Origin of the sequence: Nocardia takedensis NBRC 100417, from assembly GCF_000308695.1 — a bacterium.
In the GTDB taxonomy this organism is placed as follows: Bacteria; Actinomycetota; Actinomycetes; order Mycobacteriales; family Mycobacteriaceae; genus Nocardia; species Nocardia takedensis.
This window is the reverse complement of record NZ_BAGG01000034.1, coordinates 25695-40847: the sequence shown is the minus strand read 5'-3', so window position 1 is coordinate 40847 and position 15153 is coordinate 25695. Positions and strand designations below refer to the sequence as shown.

Genomic DNA, 15153 nt, shown 5'->3' with positions numbered 1-15153 from the left:
GGCTAGTGGGAGGAGCTCTCGGAGATGCTGCGGTTGGTCATCGGCCTTGCGGCCGGGTATGTGCTCGGCACGAAGGCCGGGCGGGCTCGGTATGAGCAGATCAGCTCGGCTACCCGCGCGGTGGCGGGCAGCCCTGTCACGCGCAAGTTGGTGTTGATCGGGCGGCAGCGGTTGTCGGACAAGCTCAGTACGCGCCCGCAGTTGGAGCCGATGGAGCCGTTGGACGAGCGGACCACGGTGTTGGTGCCGCAGGACCAGTTGCGGCGCTGAGCTTTTCGCGGGGTCCAAGGCCCCGCGTCTCAGCTGGCTGAGGCCCGCGCGCCCCTCAGTTGGGGACGAAGTCGTCGGAGTTGCCCATGGCCTGCGTGAGCAGGCTCTTGCGGTATTGCTCGAGTGCCACGAGGTCGCCGAACAGCGACATGTAGGTGTCGGTCTCCTCGGTGGAGGAGACCCGCTGGAGTTTGGATTTCAGTTCCGCTACCTGGCGGCCGACCCAGGCTTCCTGGGCGCGCGCGAGTACGCCGGTGACGAAGCGGGGGATGTCGTCGGCGCGTTTGACCGGGAGCGGTTCGCTCGCGAGTTCGGAGATCAAGGCGCGGACGGTGAGGTCGTCCACGCGATCGGAGACGGCGTTGACCCATTCCGCGCCGCCGAGGCCCGCGGACGCGCCGCCCGCTTCGGCGATGACGGTGCGGATGGCGACGTAGGCGGGGTGGGTGAAGGCTTCGGGGTCGAGGGCGTCGAAGACGGTGCCCGCGATGGCCGGGTATTGCAGGGCGGCGCACAGGACTTGGCGTTGCGGCCGCAGCACCGGGTCGTTCGGGTTGGGGCGGGACGCGACGTGTTCGGTGACTTCCGGGGCCGCTTGGGGGCGGCGGGCGGTGGTGGCGGGGCCGCCGGTGCGGGCGCGTTTGGCTTCTTCGCCGACGCGGCGGACCACGGTCTGGATGTCGTCCCAGCCGACCCAGCCCGCCAGGCGGGTGGCGTAGGCCTTGCGGGTGGCGTGGTCCTTGATCTGGGCGACGACCGGGACGGCGCGGCGCAGCGCTTCCACCTGGCCTTCGACCTGGTCGAGGTTGTATTCGGCGAGCAGGCCGCGGATCACGAACTCGTAGAGGGGGGTTCGGCGGGCGACGAGGTCGCGCACGGCCCCGTCGCCGGAGCGCTGCCGCAGATCGCACGGGTCCTGGCCGTCGGGGGCGACGGCGATGTAGGTCTGGCCCGCGAGTTTCTGGTCGCCCGCGAAGGCTTTGAGGGCGGCGGCCTGGCCCGCTGCGTCACCGTCGAAGGTGTAGATGATCTCGCCGCGCCAGAAGTTGTCGTCCATGAGCAGGCGGCGCAGGATCGCCATGTGTTCGTCGCCGAAGGCGGTGCCGCAGGAGGCGACGGCGGTCTTCACCCCGGCCAGGTGCATGGCCATGACGTCGGTGTAGCCCTCGACGACCACGGCCTGATGCCCCTTGGCGATCTCGCGTTTGGCCAGGTCGAGGCCGAAGAGGACCTGGGATTTCTTGTACAGGATGGTTTCCGGGGTGTTGACGTATTTGCCCGGCATCGTGTCGTCGTCGAAGAGTTTGCGCGCGCCGAATCCGATGACCTCGCCGCCGAGGTTCCGGATCGGCCACAGCAGGCGGCGGTGGAAGCGGTCGATGGGGCCGCGTTTGCCCTGTTTGGACAGGCCGGCGGCCTCGAGTTCCTTGAACTCGAAACCCTTGCGCAGCAGGTGTTTGGTCAGGACGTCCCAGCCGTCGGGGGCGTAGCCGCAGCCGAAGTGCAGCGCGGCCTGACCGTCGAAGTTGCGTTCGGTGAGGTAGCGGCGGGCCGCTTCGGCCTCGGGTTCGCGCAGTCGGGCCATGTAGAACTCGTGCGCGGCGGCGTTGGCGGCGACCAACCGGGAGCGGGTGCCGCGGTCGCGCTGCACGGAGGTGCCGCCGCCCTCGTAGTTGATCTGGTAGCCGACGCGGTCGGCCATCTGCTCGACGGCCTCCACGAAGCCGATGTGGTCGATCTTCTGGAGGAATTTGTAGACGTCGCCGCCTTCACCGCAGCCGAAGCAGTGGAACAGGCCGTGGTTGGGGCGCACATGGAACGACGGGGACTTCTCGTCGTGGAAGGGGCATAGGCCCTTCATGGAATCGGCGCCCGCGCGTTTGAGGGCGACGTACTCGCCCACCACGTCTTCGATCCGGACTCGGTCGCGTATTGCCGCGATATCGCGATCTGGGAGTCGTCCGGCCACTAGGCGAGTCTAGCGCCCGCTAGCGGGACAGTTCGTCGGCGATCCGTTCCAGGCGGCTCTCGGTGTAGGAGGCGATCTGGTCGACGACGACCCGCACGCGCGCGGTGTCGTCCTCGGCCTGCCGCCACCACGGCAGCAGGACCGGATCGAGGTGGGCGGGGGCGTCGCGGCGCAGGCGTTCGGCGACCTCGAGCACGCGTTCGCGCTGCACGGCCTGGCGGCGTTTGTGGGTCTCGTCGGACATCACGTAGCGCAGCGCGACCGTCTTGAGGATCGCCACCTCGGCTTTGGCCACGGCGGGCACGCTGAGGTCGGCGTCGTAGCGCGAGAGCGGTTCGGGCCCGGCGACGTCGCGGGTGGCGATGATCGCGGCGGTGGCGAAGCGGCCGACGAGTTCGCTGGTCAGGCGTTTGAGGGCGACCGAGGCGGCGAAACTGCCGTCGTAGCCGGTGACGTCGGCCACCACGGGCAGTTCGGACAGTCGCTGCGCGGCGGCGACGAGTTCGTCCGGCGACAGGCCGCGGTGCTGGAAGTGGCCCGTCCCGGCCAGGGCCCGCTGTTCGGCGGGGTCGGCCAGGGCGCGCAGGTCGATGCGGCCCGCGATGACGCCGTCCTCGACGTCGTGCACCGAGTAGGCGACGTCGTCGGACCAGTCCATGATCTGGCATTCCAGGCTCTGGACACGGTCGGGGGCCTCCGCGCGGATCCAGTCCAGGATGTCCACGTCGATGTCGTAGGCGCCGAATTTCGCGCCGGGGCGCGGTCGGACCCACGGGTATTTGATGGCGGCGTCCAACGCGGCGCGGGTCAGGTTCAGCCCCGCGCTCGTGCCGTCGACGGAGAGCACTTTCGGTTCCAGCCGGGTCAGGATGCGCAGGTTCTGCGCATTGCCCTCGAAGCCGCCGTGCGCGTCGGCGAACACGTCGAGCGCCTTTTCGCCGTTGTGGCCGTAGGGCGGGTGGCCGATGTCGTGGGCCAGGCCGGCGAGGTCGACGAGATCGGGATCACAGCCGAGGCCGTCGGCGATGCTGCGGCCGATCTGGGCGACCTCGATCGAATGGGTCAGGCGGGTGCGGGGGGTGTCGCCGTCGCGCGGGCCCATCACCTGGGTCTTGTCGGCGAGTCGGCGCAGGGCGGCCGAATGCAGGACGCGGGCGCGGTCACGGGCGAATTCGGTGCGGTGCCCGGTCTCGAATTCGGTGCGCGGCGGGCCCAGACCCGCCGTCTTCGGTCCTTCGTGCACCCTGCGTTCCCGGTCGCGACCGGTGTAGTTGTCTCTCATCGGATCTCACTGGCCCGCGTCGTATTGGAAGTCCGCGGAGAAATGGGTCAGCTGGTACCACAGCAGCGCGCCGGTCTCCCGGGCGATGCCGTGGGCCTGGGATTCGCGGGTGTAGACGGCGGGGCCGGTGCGGGTGGGGGCGGTCCACGCCTCGAGACCGGCGTCGCGGGCCATGGTGCGGGTGCGCAGCGAATGCCACGGATCGCTGACCAGCACGGCGGCGTCGAGGCCGCGCGAATGCATCTGCGCGGCGACGGCCTCGATGCTGCGCAGCGTGTCCGATCCGGTCTCCACCGCAAGGATGCGGTCGGACGGGACGCCGCGCGATTCCAGATAGTTCTTGCCGGAGGCGGCCTCGGTGTAGAGGTCGCCTTCCTGTTTGCCGCCGACGGTGATCACGGTCGGGGCGACGCCGAGCCGGAACAGCTTGTACGCCTGGTCCAGTCGGGCCTCGAACACCGAAGAAGGTGTGCCGGAGTATTGCGCCGCGCCGAGCACCACGATCGCGTCGGCCTTGCCGTAGTCCTCGATCCGCGCGACCTGCCACACCCGGAACGCCGTACCGCCGACCAGCACCGCACCGGCCACGATCGCCCCGACGACCAGGCGCGCGATCCACCGCAGCACGCCCGCCCCGAAACCTCTGGGCACGCCGGAATCTCGGACCGATCCGGGCGCGGCGGGTTGGGGTGGGGTACGCACGCCCCAAGTCTGCCAGGCGTGCGCGACACTCCGCTGAACGGCGGGGGTCGCCTCGGCGTGGTCACAGGGCCGCGTAGACCGCCGCGAGCAGATCGTGGGCCCGGCGGTCGCCGGCGAGGCCGTCGCGCAGCAGGTTGGGCACGAACGCGAAGGCGAGGTCGTGCTCCAGGTCGCCGACGCCGATCGACCCGCCCGCGCCGGGGTGGCCGAAGGCGGTGTGCCGTGCCGCCGCGGGGAGCCGGAAGTTGGGTGAGGGCAGCATGTAGCCGAGGCCGTAGGCGCTTTCCAGCAGCAGCACGGCGTCCGGGCCACGCACCCGTTCGCGGGTGGCCTCGCGCAGGCGTTCGGGGGTGAGGAATTCGCCGCGCAGCAGGTCGCGGTAGAAGCCGGCCAGCGCGCGGGCGGTGGTGACCAGGCCCGCGCCCGGCCAGCCGCCTGCGAGGACGGCGGGGTTGTTGAAGGAGCCCGCGGGATTGCCGGTGGCCCGCATGATCAGCGATTCGGGGTCGGTGAAGGCGGCGGCGAGGCGGCGGACCTGGTCGGCGTCACCCGGCAGGTTCTCCGGGGACCAGGTGGTCTGGGCAGGCTGACCGACGCGGGCGGCGCGGGCGATGACCTCCGGCGACGCGCCGATCCAGAGTTCGGGGCCGAAACGTTCGCGGACGAATTCGCGCAGCGGGGTCCGGTTGTGGCGGCGGACGATCTCGGCCGCCAGCCAGCCCATGGTCAACGCGTGGTAGCCGTGCTCGGTCCCCGGTTCCCACAGCGGGGTCTGGGCGGCCAGCAGGCCGGCGGCCGTGGCCTGGTCGGCGGCCTCGTCCAGGGTGACCGGTCGGTCGAAAGCCGGGACGCCCGCGCGGTGGGTGAGCAGATCCTCGCCGGTGGTGTCCTGTTTGCCCGCCGCGCCGAATTCCGGCCACCAGTCGGTGACGGGCGCGCCGAGGTCCAGGTCGTGTTCCTGGGCGACGAGCAGCGCGGCGGTCGCGGTGACGGCCTTGGTGGAGGAGAACACCACGCACGGGGTGTCGCGTTCCCAGTCGCGGCCCTGTTTGTGGTCGGCCACGCCGCCCCACAGGTCGACGACGGGTCGGCCGCCGACGCACACGGCCACGGCTGCTCCCCGGTCGAGGCCGTCGGCCAGGTTGGCCTCGAACAGTTCCCGGACCGGGGCGAAGGCCCGATCGCAGGTCCCGGATACCGCGGTGGTCACCGCAGAATTAGAACACGTTTCACCTGCGACGGTGCGGGGTCCGAGAATTCCGCACAACGATCAGGAATCGAGAAGCGGGGGCTACCCGGCCGCAACTAGCCTTTTCTTCATGAACATCACCATTCATTCGAGCTTCCTGCCGCACAACGACCCCGACGCCGCGCTGGCCTTCTACCGCGACACCCTCGGCTTCGAGGTCCGCAACGACGTCGGCTACCAGGGGCTGCGCTGGATCACCGTCGGCCCCGCCGACCAGCCCGCCACCTCCATCGTGCTGCACCCGCCCGCCGTCGACCCCGGCGTCACCGACGAGGAGCGGCGCACCATCGAGGAGATGATGGCCAAAGGCACCTACGGCGGCATCCTGCTCGCCACGAAGGATCTCGACGACGCCTTCGAGCGCATCCAGGCGGGCGACACCGAGATCGTCCAGGAACCCACCGACCAGCCCTACGGCGTGCGCGACTTCGCGGTACGCGACCCAGCGGGCAACCTGATCCGCATCCAGCAGACGCGCTGAGCGGCTCGTAGCGGTCGACGCGATCGACTCGGCCCCCCATCCCCCGTCGTCCGAGTCCCGTTGCTGGTTGGATCGAACCAGTCCGCCGCCGACCGTCCGAGCAGGCACCGCAGAACCGATGCGCCGGGACGCCGGAGACCACCCGAGCCGCCCACCCGACAGAGGAGACACCCCCCATGAGCACGGCCGCCAAGAAGACCAGGAGCGCCGCCGCCGCGCCGGTCGCCGACAGCCACGACGTCATCCGCGTGGTGGGCGCGCGGGTCAACAATCTGAAGGACGTCAGCGTCGAGTTGCCCAAGCGCAGGCTGACCGTGTTCACCGGGGTGTCGGGGTCGGGCAAGAGTTCGCTGGTCTTCGGCACGATCGCCGCCGAATCGCAGCGGCTGATCAACGAGACCTACAGCACCTTCGTGCAGGGGTTCATGCCGTCGCTGTCCCGTCCCGAGGTCGACGTGCTGGAGGGGCTGACCACGGCGATCATCGTCGACCAGCAGCGGATGGGCTCGGACCCGCGCTCCACGGTCGGCACTGCCACCGACGCCAACGCCATGCTGCGCATCCTGTTCAGCCGGATCGGCGACCCGCACATCGGTTCCCCTGGCGCCTTCGCGTTCAACGTGCCGTCGGTGCGGGCGGCGGGCGCGATCACGGTCGAACGCGGAGCCGGCAAGACCAAAGCGGTCAAGGCCAGTTTCAGCCGGACCGGCGGGATGTGCGTGCGCTGCGAGGGCCGCGGTGCGGTCTCCGATATCGACCTCACCCAGCTCTACGACGACACCAAATCGCTGTCGGAGGGCGCGTTCACCATTCCCGGCTGGAAATCCGACAGTTTCTGGACCGTGCGCGTCTACGCGGAATCGGGTTTCGTGGACCCGGACAAGCCGATCAAGAAATTCACCAAGAAAGAGATGCAGGACTTCCTGTATCGGGAGCCGACCAAAGTGAAGGTCGACGGCGTCAACCTCACCTACGAAGGTCTGATTCCCAAGATCCAGAAGTCGTTCCTGTCCAAGGATCGCGAATCGATGCAGCCGCACATCCGGGCTTTCGTGGACCGCGCGGTCACCTTCACCACCTGTCCGGAGTGCGAGGGCACCCGGCTCAGCGCCGAAGCGCGCTCCTCGAAGATCGCGGGCATCAATATCGCCGAAGCCTGCGCCATGCAGATCAGCGACCTCGCCGACTGGGTGCGCGGCCTGCGCGAACCCTCGGTCGCGCCGCTGCTGAGCGCGCTCACCCAGACCCTCGACTCGTTCGTGGAGATCGGCTTGGGCTACCTGTCGCTGGAACGGTCCTCGGGCACGCTGTCGGGCGGAGAAGCCCAGCGCGTCAAGATGATCCGGCACCTCGGCTCCGCGCTCACCGACATCACCTACGTCTTCGACGAGCCCACCGCGGGCCTGCACCCGCACGACATCCAGCGCATGAACGACCTGCTGCTGCGCCTGCGCGACAAGGGCAACACGGTGCTGGTGGTCGAGCACAAGCCGGAGACGATCGTCATCGCCGAACATGTGGTCGACCTAGGGCCGGGCGCGGGCAGCGGCGGCGGTCAGGTGTGCTTCGAAGGCACCGTCGACGGGTTGCGCGAGAGCGGGACCGTCACCGGGCGACACTTCGACGACCGCGCCTCGGTCAAACAGACGGTCCGCGAAGCCACCGGAGCGCTGGAGATCCGGGGCGCGAACACCCACAACCTCCGGGACGTCGACGTCGATATCCCCCTCGGCGTGCTCGTCGTGGTGACCGGCGTCGCGGGCTCGGGCAAGAGTTCGCTGGTGCACGGCTCTATCCACTCCGACGCGGGCGTGGTGTCGGTGGACCAGAGCCCGATCCGCGGATCGCGACGCTCCAACCCCGCCACCTACACCGGACTGCTGGAACCGATCCGCAAGGCGTTCGCCAAGGCCACCGGCGCGAAACCCGCGCTGTTCAGCGCGAATTCGGAAGGCGCGTGCCCGAACTGCAACGGCGCGGGCGTCATCTACACCGACCTCGGCATGATGGCGGGCGTCGCCAGCACCTGCGAGGAGTGCGAGGGCAAGCGGTTCCAGGCGGCGGTGCTGGAATACAAGCTCGGCGGTCGCGACATCAGCGAGGTCCTGGGGATGTCGGTGGCCGAGGCGCTGGAGTTCTTCGCCGACGGCGAGGCCCGCACCCCCGCCGCGCACACCGTGCTCGAACGTCTGAACGACGTCGGCCTCGGCTACCTCAAACTCGGCCAGCCGCTGACCACCCTGTCCGGCGGCGAACGGCAGCGCCTGAAACTGGCCACCCACATGGGCGACAAGGGCGGCGTCTACGTCCTCGACGAACCGACCACCGGCCTGCACCTCGCCGACGTCGAACAACTGCTCGGCCTGCTCGACCGCCTGGTCGACTCCGGCAAATCGGTGATCGTCATCGAACACCACCAGGCCGTGATGGCGCACGCCGACTGGATCATCGACCTCGGTCCCGGCGCGGGTCACGACGGCGGCCGGATCGTGTTCGAGGGCACGCCCGCCGATCTGGTCGCCGACCGGTCCACGCTCACCGGTCAGCATCTCGCGGAGTACGTGGGGGCCTGAGTCTTTCGCGCCCGCGCGGCCCGGAGGTGGTGCGGGCGCGCTCGACTAGCCTTCCGACTCGCGAACCAGCAGGGCGCGCAGGGACCCCACCTCGCGGCGCAGATCGAGGATCGCGCGCAGCAATTCCTGGGTGGTCGGTTCCTGCTCGAGGTGCAGCGACGCGGGCGGCGGAGGCGGGGGCGGCGGGGGTGCGCCGCCGGGCGTGCCGCCGTCGAGATCCTCGGTCAGCGAATAGCGCTGGAGGATGTCGATGAGGATCTCCGGGGATTCGCGCAGATCCAGTACGGGTCCGTGTTTGGCGATGACCGCGTCGATGATCTTCTGGGGTGAGGTGGTCACGGGTGTTCCCTTCCGTGGGCTGGGGCGCGGTGCGCCCAGGTCGTCAGGATGAGCTTGCGTCCGTCGAGCAGGGGTTCGGCGGCGTGCACCAGTGCTGGGTCCGGGCGGCCGTCGATCAGGTTGCGCCACAACAGGAGTCGGCCGGTTTCGGCCCGTACGCGACGGCCGAGGCGCGGGAAGGCCGTCGCCCCGCCCGCCTGGGCGGTGCACATGTGCACCAATATGGTGACGTCGCGATCGCGGGCCGGTTGGTCGTCGCGGTCGCCCGCGTCGTGGTGCAGGTCGAATTGATCGCCCGGGCGGTAGTCGACCGCCTGCCAAGGTTCCAGACGGAAGGGATCGGCATCGATCAGGGCGCAGATTCGGGCGGTGAGATCGGCCAGCAGCGGCACGATGGGCGTCCCGAACCACTGTTCGCCGGTCGAGAGGCTGCTGCGGCGCACGGTGCGGCGCTCCTCGGTGCCGCCGTCGTCACGCGGATAGGCGACGCGGCTCGGTCGCCACAGCGCGTAGGTCAGATCCTCCGCGATCACCGCGCAGGTCGCCGCGTCCAGGAAACCGTCCACGACGACCAACCGGTCCCGGTCGAGCCGGACGCGGACCCGCTCGACCTCGGCGATCACCGCGCGACCAACTCGGTCATGATGGCGGCTTCGAAGTCGGCGATCCCGCGCACCGACCCCAGATGATCAGGCAGCCGACCGGTGAACAGCGCCCGCAACCTTTCGAACGAATGTTCCTGGCGCGCGACCCAATCCGGGTGGTCGTCCCAGTGCGCGACGCGTTCGGTGCGGCGATACCGGTGCCAGCCGACGACGACGTGCGGATGGAACAGGTCGTAGCCGTGGGTGTAGCACAGCAGGGAGGTCGCGACCTCGTCGCCTAGGAAGTAGACCTCGGGGTCGAAACTCACCTCCTCGGCGAAACGGCCCGCGGTGAAGACGAAGTGCAGCGAGAGGAATTCGGCGGGCACCGGCCCCTGTCGCGGTGCGTGCGGCAGCGGATAGCTCATCAACCGCACCAGCAGTCCGCGTTGCCGGCGGTAGGGGCCGAGTTTGGTCGGTGTCGTGCCGCGGCGGGAATCGCCGGGTTCGTAGGGCGGCAGGTAGGCGGTCAGCAGCGGTTTCGACACACCCGTGCGCGCCAACCGCTCGTACATGTCGATCAACCGCCGATCCCAGCCGGGCGCGAATCGGTGGTGGGAGTCGATGAGCAGCGTGTAGGGCTCCCCGTCCCAGCGGCGCTGCGCGATGGCGCGCGCCCAATTGCATCCCTCGGACCGCTCGGCGGGCACCGCGACGAGGTCGAGATTCGGCAACGCCGTCGTGGGTTCCGGCAGCCCCTCCCCCGGCCCGTACTGCCACACCACACAGGTGCGCAGCGCGGCCGGATCGGCGGCGTTGTCGTAGAGGCTGTGCAGCGTGGGAGCCAGTTCGGCGTCCCGGTAGGCGGGGATCTGCACGAAGATCCGCCGATCGGTGCCTCCGCGCATCGCTCACCCCTTCGCGCCGTCACTTGCCCGCACCACGATGGTCCCAGGTGCGGGCCCGTCCGGCGGGCGTATCCGACTACCCGATCACCACCCGCGCTCGCGCCATTCGTCCAGGTGCGGACGTTCCGCGCCGAGAGTGGTGTCATCGCCGTGCCCGGGGTAGATGACCGTGTCGTCGCCGTAGCGTTCGAAGAGCTTGTCGGTGACGTCGTTCAGCAGGGAAGTGAACTCCGTCGGGCCCGCGGTCTTGCCGACGCCGCCCGGGAACAGGGAGTCGCCGGTGAACAGGTGGGTGCGGCCGGAGGGATCGGTGAGGGCGAGGGTGACCGAACCGGGAGTGTGGCCGCTGAGGTGGATGACCTCGAAGCGGAGTTCGCCGATCTCGACGGTGTCGCCGTCGGCGAGCAGGCGGTCCGGCACGACCGGCAGCGGGGCCGCGTCGAGTTCGTGCGCCGCGGTGGGAGCGCCGGTCTCCTCGCTGGTGGGTTCCAGCGCCTGCCAGTGGTCGGCGTGCTGGTGGGTGGTGACGATCAGGCGGACCTTGCCGGGCGCTTCCTGGGCGATCAGCTCGGCGAGGCGGTCGGGCTCGTTGGCGGCATCGATGAGCAGGGCCGCGCCGGTCGCGGCGTCCTGGACGAGATAGCAGTTGTTGTCCATCGGGCCGACCGACATCTTGACGATGCGGGCCTCCGGGATGTCGCGTTGTTGCGGATTCGATCCGGGGGACACGTGGCCGGTGTAGGGGCGCTCGATCGTGATCACACCCCGATGCTAACCACTTCCGCGCGCCGATCCGGGGATACATTCATGGCATGCCGCTGACGTCGTTCCGCCCCGTCCGCCTCCTGCTCGGCGCGCTGTCGATCGCACTGCTGCTGACGGGCGCGCCCCTGGCCTCGGCCGAGCCTCCGTCGCGGCTGGACACCTACGTGGTGGATTCGGCGGGCGCGCTCGAAGGCGACCAGGGCGACCGGGTCCGCGCCGCCGTCGACCAGCTCTACGCCGACCATCAGGTCCGGCTGTGGATCGCCTACGTCGGCGATTTCGACGGCCTCGACCCGCAGGCGTGGGCCGAGCGGACCGCGCGGGAATCGCGGTTCGGGCCACGGGATCTGCTGCTGGCGGTGGCCACGCAACCCCGCGAATACTGGTTCGACGGCGACCTGCCCGACGGCGTCACCGGAGACGAACTGGATTCGCTGCTGGTGCGCGAGGTCGAGCCCGCGCTGCGCGAGAGCCGCTGGGCCGACGCGGGTATCGCCACCGCCGACGGGCTCAACGCCGCCCTGCGCGCCGGCGGGGTGAGCGGGTGGACGCTGCTCGTCCTCGCGCTGGTGGTGGTCGCGGCGGTCGGCGGGCTGGTGGTGTGGTCGCGCAAACGGTCGCGCGACCGGGTCGGCAGCGCGGTCGCGGCCGCGCGGAACCTGGCCCCCGACAACAGCACCGCGCTCGCGGCGCTCCCGCTGGAGGCGTTGCAGGTGCGGTCGCGGGAGGTGCTGGTCGAGATCGACGACGCGATCCGGACCAGCGCGGCGGAACTCGAACTGGCCACCGGCGAATTCGGCGCCACCGCCACCGCGCCGTTCACCGCCGCCCTCGACAACGCGAAAGCCGCCGCCGCCCAGGCATTCCAGATCCGGCAGCGGCTCGACGACGACATCCCCGAGACGCCGGAGGAACAGCGGACCCTGCTGGTGGAGCTGATCGGCGTCGTCGGGCGGGCCGATCACGAACTCGACTCGCGCGTAGCCGAATTCGACGCCATGCGCGACCTGCTCATCGACGCGCCCGCCCGATTGGACGCGCTGACAAGGGATCTGGTCGAACTCACCGGCCGGGTGCCCGCCTCGGAAGCCGAATCCGCGCGGTTGCGCGCCGAGCAGCCCGAGAGCGTGCTCGCCCCGATCCGCGACAACGTCGCCATGGCGCGGGAACGAATCGCGTTCGCGGAACAGAACATCGACGCCGGACGCGCCGCCGTCGCGCGGCCGGTCGGTCGACAGGGGGCGGCGGTCGCCGCGATCCGCGCGGCCGAAGGCGCGATCGGCCAGGCCCGCACCCTGCTGGACGCCGTCGACAACGCCGCCGCGAACATCCAACAGGCCCGTGACGGCCTGCCCGCCGTCCTGGACGAACTGCGCCGCGACATCGCCTCGGCCGTCGAACTCGCGGTCTTCGGCGGGCCCGAACTCGCCACCGCGCGCGTGACCGCCCAGACCGCGCTGGACGCGGCCACCGCCGCGGCGCCGTCGAATCCGCTCGACGCCTACCACGACGCCGTCGCCGCCGACGGCGCGCTCGACCAGGCGATCGCCGCCGCCACCGACCGTAAACTCGCCGCCGAGGACCTGCGCCGCCGCCTCGACCAAGCTCTCACCGACGCCCGCGCCCGCCTCGGCGCGGCCACCGACTTCATCACCACCCGCCGCGGCGGCGTCGACGCCGACGCCCGCACCCGCCTCTCCGAAGCCCAACGCCACCTCGACACCGCCACCGGCCTCGCCGACACCGACCCCACCCAGGCCCTCACCCACGCCCGCACCGCCGCCGACCTCGCGGGCCGCGCCCTCACGGAAGCCCAGACCAGCGTGCGCGCCTACGAATCCACCCGCGCCCCTTCCGGTTCCGCCCAAGCAGGCGCGGTCCTGGGCGGCATCCTCCTCGAAGGTCTCCTGCGCGGCGCAGCTTCCGGCGGCCGCCGCGCCGGCTACAGCGCGGGCAGCTACGGCGGTTCCTCCGGTTCCCGCCGAGTCAGCCGCGGCGGCCGCTTCTGACCGCGTTCCCCCGACCACCGAGGCATGTCAGGCCGCAGCGCCGCGCCTGGTTGTCGTTCATCGGCTGACGGCGGTACCGGATGTTACTAACCGCAATGTTACTAACATTGCGGTTAGTAACATGAGTGTTGGCAAAAGCCTATTTCACCTGTTACACAGCAGAGCTCGCGGATCGCGATCGACTCGGATGAGTGAGCCCGCCGTGCTGGTGCGGATGCCGATGACCGGCACATCGCGCGCTCCGGTTGGATCCGGTTCGAGTTGGCGCTACATCGCCTCCTGCCGCCGGTCTGTAGCGCGCACGGCCTGCCGCTGTCGGTCATCGGTCCGAGCCGGTGTACTTCCACGAAGAAGCGGAAGGACGCGAACAGCTCACATCGAGTCCGATGATGCGGACGTACACCCTGGATTCGCCGCCGCGATCACGACACCTCCCGTGACGCCGGCCGGCCACGATGCTGCGCTGCTCAGCAGTTGGCGAGGGTGCGGTGGGCATGACAGCGGGTTCGCCGGGACTGCGCACCCGACTGGGTAGCCTGACCTACATGTCCGAACCCGGCGACTGGCACATCGATCGTCTCGAAGTCGCGAACTTCCGCTGCTTCGAGTACCTCGACGTTTCCTTCGATCCGTCGTTGACGGTCCTGGTAGGCGCCAACGGCACAGGCAAGACGGCGGTGTTGGACGCGCTCGCGATCATGTTGTCGCCGATCATCAGGGAGTTCGACGGCGATACGCGCGGCTTCGTTACGGAGGATGCGCGGGAGGTGCCGAGGGATCTCGATTCCCGCTCATCGGTGGCGCGGATGGAATCCGAATACCCGGTCTGGGCCGGGGTGACCGCGACGCTCGCGGGAGGTGAATCACGGTGGCTGCGGGAAAGAATCAGTGCGAAGGGGCGTACAACTTGGGGTAGTCGAGAGGTCGGGTTGAGGGCCGCAGAAATCTGGCGCGCCTCGGACCGCTCATCGGACCATTTCGCGAGTCGTCCGCCGTTGTTACCGGTTTTGGCGTTGTACGGTGTCGAGCGTTTGGTGGGTGCGCGGAAATCCGGCGCGAGCGCGGTGCGTTCCCGATCCGCGGCCTATCACTCTGCGTTGGATGGAAAGTCCGATCTCTCGCGACTGTCGCCGTATATCGAGGCGCTGACACTAGCCGATTTCTTGGCAGATTCTCGCGGTGATCAGGCACAGGCCGCCCGCGATCAACTCGAGGCAATCGCGTTGGCGTGCAACACGCTGTTGCGCGAGACGGGCTGGCGTGATCCGACCTGGAACCCGATCGTGAACGGGCTGACCCTGCGACATGAAGACCGGGGCGAACTACCACTGTCCTATCTGTCGAGTGGGATCAAGATCGCCGCGGGTCTGGTGATCGATCTGGTGAGCCGCATGGCCCGTGCGAATCCCGCTCTCGGCGCGGAGACCTTGCTCGCCGAGGTGCCCGGGGTTGTACTGATCGACGAGATCGACCTGCATCTACATCCCACTTGGCAGCAGCGGATCGTCCCTTTGTTCCGGGTGATCTTTCCTCGTGTCCAATTCGTCGTCACCACCCACAGCCCGCAGGTGCTGTCCACTGTCGAGGCAAGGTGCATCAGGGTGCTGGACGGCACGGCCATTCGATCCGTCCAGTATTCGGCGGGGCTGCGCAGCGACGTCGTACTGGCCCATGTCATGGGAACTCGTCCCGAGCCCCGACTGGCCATCAACGCCGATCTCGATCGCTATCTCGACCTCGTGGACCGAGGGCTCGGACGATCGGACAGCGCGCGAGAACTGCGTCGCCGGTTGGACGAGGAACTGGGGGGTATCGCGAACGTTCCGCAGTTGGCGGAAGCCGACGCGAGCATCGCCTTCTTCGACCCGGACGAGTGATGCGTCGAATCCAGGCCGCCACCCCTCCTCCGAGTCACAGCGCCCACCGCGCCGCGAGAGCCACCTTCGAGGCGTTGTCGTCGGATCCATCGATCCGACGGGCGCTGTGGCGCGAGCAAGGCGGGCGTTGCGCCTATTGCGAGCG

13 protein-coding genes are annotated in these 15153 nt (G+C 69.6%); 5 read left to right on the top strand and 8 right to left on the bottom strand.

Features of this window, described 5'->3' with window-relative positions; translation table 11 throughout:
- Positions 1-24: 24 nt before the first annotated feature.
- Positions 25-270, top strand: coding sequence for a hypothetical protein (locus ON30_RS08090; RefSeq protein WP_040705432.1), 246 nt, complete (start codon positions 25-27; stop codon positions 268-270).
- A gap of 55 nt (positions 271-325) precedes the next feature.
- Here ON30_RS08090 and dnaG read toward each other — a convergent pair whose 3' ends face one another.
- The 4 genes from dnaG to ON30_RS08070 all read right to left on the bottom strand — a co-directional run bounded on the left by dnaG (position 326) and on the right by ON30_RS08070 (position 5433).
- The gene (dnaG, locus tag ON30_RS08085) at positions 326-2239 is read right to left on the bottom strand and encodes a DNA primase (protein ID WP_040705430.1); all 1914 of its coding nucleotides are present in this window, start codon (positions 2237-2239) and stop codon (positions 326-328) included.
- A 19-nt stretch (positions 2240-2258) separates the two neighbouring features.
- The gene (locus tag ON30_RS08080; RefSeq protein ID WP_040705428.1) at positions 2259-3521 is read right to left on the bottom strand and encodes a deoxyguanosinetriphosphate triphosphohydrolase; all 1263 of its coding nucleotides are present in this window, start codon (positions 3519-3521) and stop codon (positions 2259-2261) included.
- A gap of 6 nt (positions 3522-3527) precedes the next feature.
- Positions 3528-4148, bottom strand: coding sequence for a YdcF family protein (locus ON30_RS08075; RefSeq protein WP_040705426.1), 621 nt, complete (start codon positions 4146-4148; stop codon positions 3528-3530).
- Positions 4149-4284: 136 nt separating this feature from the next.
- Positions 4285-5433, bottom strand: a complete 1149-nt coding sequence (locus tag ON30_RS08070) for a serine hydrolase domain-containing protein (protein WP_040705424.1) — start codon at positions 5431-5433, stop codon at positions 4285-4287.
- A gap of 109 nt (positions 5434-5542) precedes the next feature.
- Between ON30_RS08070 and ON30_RS08065 the strand changes: the two genes are divergently transcribed.
- Both ON30_RS08065 and ON30_RS08060 read left to right on the top strand, forming a co-directional pair.
- Positions 5543-5953: a VOC family protein gene (locus ON30_RS08065; RefSeq protein ID WP_040705422.1), complete on the top strand. Its 411-nt coding sequence runs from the start codon at positions 5543-5545 to the stop codon at positions 5951-5953.
- A 176-nt stretch (positions 5954-6129) separates the two neighbouring features.
- Positions 6130-8526 carry an ATP-binding cassette domain-containing protein gene (locus tag ON30_RS08060; protein WP_040705420.1) on the top strand — a complete coding sequence of 799 codons (2397 nt, stop codon included), beginning with the start codon at positions 6130-6132 and terminating at the stop codon, positions 8524-8526.
- A gap of 45 nt (positions 8527-8571) precedes the next feature.
- Here the strand turns inward: ON30_RS08060 and ON30_RS08055 are convergent, their stop codons facing one another.
- From ON30_RS08055 to ON30_RS08040, 4 genes are all read right to left on the bottom strand, one after another.
- Entirely contained in the window at positions 8572-8865 is a 294-nt protein-coding gene (locus ON30_RS08055) for a hypothetical protein (protein ID WP_040705418.1), read from the bottom strand.
- Positions 8862-9488 (bottom strand): 2OG-Fe(II) oxygenase, encoded by a 627-nt coding sequence (locus tag ON30_RS35975; protein WP_051029071.1) that lies wholly within the window; start codon positions 9486-9488, stop codon positions 8862-8864. The genes ON30_RS08055 and ON30_RS35975 overlap by 4 nt, the downstream gene beginning before the upstream one ends.
- Positions 9485-10357 (bottom strand): GlcNAc-transferase family protein, encoded by an 873-nt coding sequence (locus ON30_RS08045; protein WP_051029070.1) that lies wholly within the window; start codon positions 10355-10357, stop codon positions 9485-9487. Before ON30_RS08045 ends, ON30_RS35975 begins: the two co-directional genes overlap by 4 nt.
- An 84-nt stretch (positions 10358-10441) precedes the next feature.
- Positions 10442-11119: an MBL fold metallo-hydrolase gene (locus ON30_RS08040; protein WP_040705416.1), complete on the bottom strand. Its 678-nt coding sequence runs from the start codon at positions 11117-11119 to the stop codon at positions 10442-10444.
- A 50-nt stretch (positions 11120-11169) separates the two neighbouring features.
- On the opposite strand from ON30_RS08040, the gene ON30_RS41685 reads away from it, so the two are divergent.
- A complete protein-coding gene (locus tag ON30_RS41685) occupies positions 11170-13131 on the top strand; it encodes a TPM domain-containing protein (RefSeq protein ID WP_040705414.1) in 1962 nt (653 codons plus the stop codon).
- Positions 13132-13676: 545 nt separating this feature from the next.
- Complete coding sequence (locus tag ON30_RS08030; RefSeq protein ID WP_157183652.1) at positions 13677-15008, top strand: AAA family ATPase; 1332 nt, start codon at positions 13677-13679, stop codon at positions 15006-15008.
- Positions 15009-15153: the final 145 nt, after the last annotated feature.

Excerpts from the sequence above, each read along its gene's own strand:
- ON30_RS08090 (WP_040705432.1), top strand. The coding sequence starts at position 25 with ATGCTGCGGTTGGTCATCGGCCTTGCGGCCGGGTATGTGCTCGGCACG.
- ON30_RS08080 (WP_040705428.1), bottom strand. The coding sequence starts at position 3,521 with ATGAGAGACAACTACACCGGTCGCGACCGGGAACGCAGGGTGCACGAA.
- ON30_RS08065 (WP_040705422.1), top strand. The coding sequence starts at position 5,543 with ATGAACATCACCATTCATTCGAGCTTCCTGCCGCACAACGACCCCGAC.
- ON30_RS08060 (WP_040705420.1), top strand. The coding sequence starts at position 6,130 with ATGAGCACGGCCGCCAAGAAGACCAGGAGCGCCGCCGCCGCGCCGGTC.
- ON30_RS08045 (WP_051029070.1), bottom strand. The coding sequence starts at position 10,357 with ATGCGCGGAGGCACCGATCGGCGGATCTTCGTGCAGATCCCCGCCTAC.
- ON30_RS41685 (WP_040705414.1), top strand. The coding sequence starts at position 11,170 with ATGCCGCTGACGTCGTTCCGCCCCGTCCGCCTCCTGCTCGGCGCGCTG.
- ON30_RS08030 (WP_157183652.1), top strand. The coding sequence starts at position 13,677 with ATGTCCGAACCCGGCGACTGGCACATCGATCGTCTCGAAGTCGCGAAC.